Consider the following 348-nt stretch of genomic DNA (forward strand, 5'->3'; position numbering starts at 1 on the left):
TTTCTTTCTCATGTAGTTATTTCTATCATCTTTTCATAAGAGATTTTTCCTGCTTGTCCTTCCAAGCCAGAATCAGACCGATGACACCGGCATAGCTCTTTCTGCCGCCTTCTACATGGTTGCCTCTCAGATAGAGTTCGAAGAAGAAATCCTGGGCAGCATCCAGTGCCTTGCATCTTTTGCCTTGCCAGTATTGGCGGTCGCTTTTCAGCAGCCTGATTATCTCAGGACGGATATATTTCAGATATTTCTCACCTTCCTTTTCGCCGAAGATGTCGAATACATTATATAATACATGGGGCAGAATGTGGTAATATCCGCTGAATTTCACCAGCTTATCTGCCGATG

The 348-nt window shown here is 43.7% G+C and carries 1 protein-coding gene; it reads right to left on the reverse strand.

Annotated elements, in window-relative coordinates:
• Nucleotides 1-25: 25 nt before the first annotated feature.
• Nucleotides 26-348: DUF3810 family protein (locus D4A39_RS19575; RefSeq protein WP_119918615.1), on the reverse strand; the 323-nt coding region annotated here is incomplete at its 5' end.

It is taken from the genome of Alcanivorax profundi (genome assembly GCF_003597125.1).
In the GTDB taxonomy this organism is placed as follows: Bacteria; Pseudomonadota; Gammaproteobacteria; order Pseudomonadales; family Alcanivoracaceae; genus Alcanivorax; species Alcanivorax profundi.